Genomic DNA, 4,503 nt, shown 5'->3' on the forward strand with positions numbered 1-4,503 from the left:
CGTTTACGAGTATTACAAAGAAATCCAACCTTTTTCGCGTCTAGTCAAACCTTTCCAAACCGAACGAAACATCTGGATCATTGGTGAAAAACCATTAGAAGCTCGTAACAATGGCTGGTATTTCTTTCAATACCTACGGAAAAATCATCCAGAGCTAACAGTGTATTATGTATTAGATCCGGCTTCTCCAGATTATGAAAAAGCAGTGGCTTTCGATAAAGAACACATTTTGCCGTTTAAATCCAAACAATATATTCGGACATTGTTAATGGCTCAAGTTATTTTAACTTCTGAAGCTCCTTACCATATTTATCCTACACGTAATCCACTATGGATCGATATTATTGGTGCTAAACGCGTTTTATTACAAAGTAACGTTTTAGGCTTACAACCGGTCAAGCAATCCCTTGGCTTTGCTTCAGATCAATTTAAAACTGATTTATTTTTGGTCAGCTCAAAAATTGAAAAACGTTACGCTATTGAAACATTAGGCTATCCTGAACAGCAAGTTGCCCTTACCGGTTTGGCACGTTTTGATACGCTGCTGGCTCTAGATGAAAAGGACGTAACAAAACCAGAAATTTTAATTTTCCCTGCTGATCAAGAAACGGGGCTACATTATCAAACAGAAGCCATTGACCGGACAGCAAAACGTTTCTTATCGTTAGTAAAGAACCCAGACTTTAAACAACTCTTAGCTGAATATGACCTATCCGTTACGGTTGCTCTACCCCATTCTATGGTCCGCTATTTTAGTCGTTTTGCTGATTGCGGCTGTTCTGTGTTTTTACAGGAACAAGCAAACATTTTACAGTTGCTCAAGGAAAGCAAAGTATTTATAACAGATACTGATCCACATGCTTTTGATTTCAGTTTTTTAACTAAACCAGTTTGTTTTTATCAACCAGAAGTTAAAGGCCCTGATTCAGAAAATCAAATTTCACTACGAGAGATTTATTTTAATGAATTACCCGGTGAAATCGCAAGTGACGAAGACAGTTTCATTTACCATTTAACTAAATTAGGTCAAGAGGGCTTTGAGATGTCTCGTAAAAACCGCCAGAAAGCAGACGCTTTATTAGAGTATCGAGATACTCATTCGAATGAGCGGATTTATGAAGCTGTTCAACATCTATTGCCTTCCCGTTTTACAAAAAACTAAATTCAACCGAAAAAAAGTGAGAAAAAACAACGCTGTTTTCTACTCGCTTTTTTTTTATTGTTTTTTAAACTATGCTATACTAAAAAAGAAATGAATACGAAATCATAGGAGGAATACGGAATGAAAGAAAACATACTTTTAGGAACCTATACTAAACGTGAAAGTAAAGGTGTCTATCAAATTCAATTAGATACTGAAAAAAAAGAATTAGCAGATTTGTCTTTTGTTGTGGAAGCTGACAGTCCAACTTATCTCGCGTTATCTGATGACCAAACAGTTTTATATACAATCTCTAAAGAGAATGGGGCAGGTGCACTCGTTTCATTTAAGAAAAACGTGAAAAATGACATCACCAAAGTGGATGCGGTTTCGGCTGAAGGAGCTCCTCCTTGTTATGTAAGCTTTGATAAAGAACGTTCTTTTGTTTACACTGCAAATTACCACAAAGGTGAAGTAGCTGTTTTAAAGACTGACGCAGAAGGACATTTAGCTTTATTGGATACAGTTAAACATACCGGCTCAAGTGTACATGAAAATCAACAAAGCGCACATGCTCATTATATGGATCTGACACCTGATAACCGCTTTGTTGTAGCTTGTGATCTAGGAACAGATGCTGTTTATACCTATTCAGTCGATGAAACGGGCAAACTAACTGAAGTTAGTCGTTACAATGCTGCACCTGGCACAGGCCCGCGTCATTTAGTGTTTCATCCAAATGGAACAACAGCTTATCTTTTTGGGGAATTAAGCAGCGAAGTTTTAGTATTGGGTTATGAACCTGAAACGGGAACTTTCACTCACCTTCAAACCATTTCTACTATTCCCGCAGAACATACAAGTTTCAATGGCGGTGCGGCGATCCGTATCTCTGATGATGGTCGCTTTGTTTATGCTTCGAATCGCGGACATGACTCAATTGCTGTCTTTTCAGTCTCAAGTGATGACCAAACACTAGAGCTAATCGACATCGTTCCTTCTGAAGGGAAAATTCCGCGTGACTTTGCTATCGATCCTTCTGGTAAATTCATTGTAGCAGCTCACCAAGATTCTGATAACTTAACTTTATTTGAACGAGACACTGCATCAGGAAAATTAACGCTGGTTCAAAAAGACGTTTATGCGCCTGAATGCGTCTGTGTCTACTTCAAATAACCTGACTCTTATACACAACACAAAAAGCAGGCTCATTCTTTTTGTGTTGTTTTGCTTAAGCAGCGAAACCCTTTGCTCTAACCCACCAACACTTACTTATTGTAAGTAAAAGTATTGTATGCTATACTTGTTTTACTAGCAGCACCGTTCAGAAATCAAACAAATTATTACTCTAATCATAAGGGAGGTCAAATTATGGTTGAAGGAATCCATCATATTTCAGCTTTTACAAAATCAGCAGCTGATAACCATTATTTCTACACAGAGATTTTAGGCTTGCGTCTTGTAAAGAATACTGTCAACCAACAAAACACACAAATACGGCATCTCTTTTATGGAGATTATCAAGGAAATCCTGGCACATTATTGACTTTTTTTGAATTAAAAAAAGTAGGACAGGCTGCAAAAAATAATAATTACTTTTCAAAGGTGACGTTAAAAGTGCCACGAGGCAGTTTACCTTATTGGGAAACTCGTTTAACTGATTATGCTACCCCTTCAGATTATAATAGCTGTAAACAAGTGCTGGATTTTAAAGATAATGATTCTCTTTCTCTTTCTTTAATGGAGGTCGATGAATCCATTGCGCTTGAAAATGCAACCAATCATTCAGATATTCCAGTAAACAAGCAAATAATCGGAATAAGCGAAATATCTTTGCGTGTTGAGCAGCCCGATGAAACAGTTTCTTTCTTAACTAACTATTTAGGCCTGTCTCCTTCGCATGCGATTGGACAATTAGCTATAAAAAAAGACTCTAGTTTTACTACGGTCAAAGCTAGCAAACAAACAGCTGTTTCCAGAATGGGACGCGGTTCAATTGATCATATTGCCTATTCTGTCGATTCCATTGCCGAACTTAATCAATTACAGGAAACAGCAAAACAGCACCAACTGACTATTGAATTATATGCAGATCGCGGATATTTCCAAAGTCTTTATTTACTAGAACCAAATGGCTTACGTATTGAAATTGCGACCAATAAACCTGGCTTTACATTAGACGAACCCTTAGATGAATTAGGAGAACATTTTTCATTGCCGCCTTTTTTAGAAACAAAACGATCAGAAATTGAAGCGAATTTGGAGGAATTTTAAAGTGGACGAAATAAAAGGAATACATCATGTGACTGCTATTACTAGTAGTGCGGAAAAAATTTATGATTTTTTCACTACTGTTTTAAGTTTACGATTAGTAAAAAAAACCGTCAATCAAGATGACATTCAGACTTATCATCTCTTTTTTGCAGATGATAAGGGAAGTGCCGGAACAGATATGACTTTTTTTGATTTCCCTGGAATCCCTCAAGGAACAAAGGGAACAAATGATATTTCTAAAACATCTTTACGTGTCCCAAATGATGTTGCTTTAGAGTACTGGGTAAAGCGCTTTGACAAATATGGCGTTGCCCATCATGGGATTAAAGAACAATTCGGAAAAAAAATCTTACCTTTTGAAGATTTTGATGAACAGCAATACCAATTGATTTCTGATGAAAATAATAAAGGAGTCGGGGCGGGAATTCCTTGGCATAAAGGGCCTGTTCCAGATGAGTTTGCGATTACAGGATTAGGACCTATTTTTGTTCGGATTGAGAATTTTGACTTTTTGAAAGAAGTGTTAGAAAAAGTTTTACATTTTAAAGAAATTGCTCAAGAAGATGCCTTTCATTTATTTGAAGTAGGGTCTGGCGGAAATGGCGCGCAATTGATCGTAGAACACAATGAAGATCTTTCGCAAGCTCAACAAGGTTATGGCAGTGTCCATCATATGGCCTTCCGTGTTGAAAATCGCGCTGCCCTAGATAAATGGATCGATCGAATGGCTCAATTTCGTTTTCCAACTTCCGGTTATGTAGATCGTTTTTATTTTGAATCGCTTTATGCCCGAATTGCACCTGGTATTTTATTTGAATTCGCAACAGATGGTCCTGGTTTTATTGATGATGAAGAAGATTACGAAACATTAGGAGAAACATTAGCACTGCCTCCTGCTTTCCGGAACAAACGAGCAGAAATTGAAAGACTTGTTCGGCCAATTGATACTGTCCGCAGCAATAAAAAATTTGAAAAAGAATACCTCTAATTCATTGAAAGGAAGCTACTCATTTGATTCATTTTACAGCAGACGAGCTTACTAAAAAACAACAATATAAGTTTATCAGCGGTAGCGTCATTCCGCGTCC

The 4,503-nt window shown here is 37.3% G+C and carries 4 protein-coding genes; all 4 read left to right on the forward strand.

The genetic code is table 11. The features are described 5' to 3' along the window. On the forward strand, nucleotides 1–1,162 hold a 1,162-nt coding region (locus RT405_RS09395; protein ID WP_313469274.1), incomplete at its 5' end, for a CDP-glycerol glycerophosphotransferase family protein. A 120-nt stretch (nucleotides 1,163–1,282) separates the two neighbouring features. Continuing rightward, nucleotides 1,283–2,317, forward strand: coding sequence for a lactonase family protein (locus RT405_RS09400; protein WP_313469276.1), 1,035 nt, complete (start codon nucleotides 1,283–1,285; stop codon nucleotides 2,315–2,317). 195 nt (nucleotides 2,318–2,512) lie between these two features. Then, nucleotides 2,513–3,415: a VOC family protein gene (locus RT405_RS09405; protein WP_313469277.1), complete on the forward strand. Its 903-nt coding sequence runs from the start codon at nucleotides 2,513–2,515 to the stop codon at nucleotides 3,413–3,415. 1 nt (nucleotide 3,416) lies between these two features. Then, nucleotides 3,417–4,403 (forward strand): ring-cleaving dioxygenase, encoded by a 987-nt coding sequence (locus RT405_RS09410; protein ID WP_313469278.1) that lies wholly within the window; start codon nucleotides 3,417–3,419, stop codon nucleotides 4,401–4,403. The last annotated feature ends 100 nt before the right edge of the window (nucleotides 4,404–4,503 follow it).

Source organism: Carnobacterium sp., assembly GCF_032094055.1.
GTDB lineage: Bacteria > Bacillota > Bacilli > Lactobacillales > Carnobacteriaceae > Carnobacterium_A.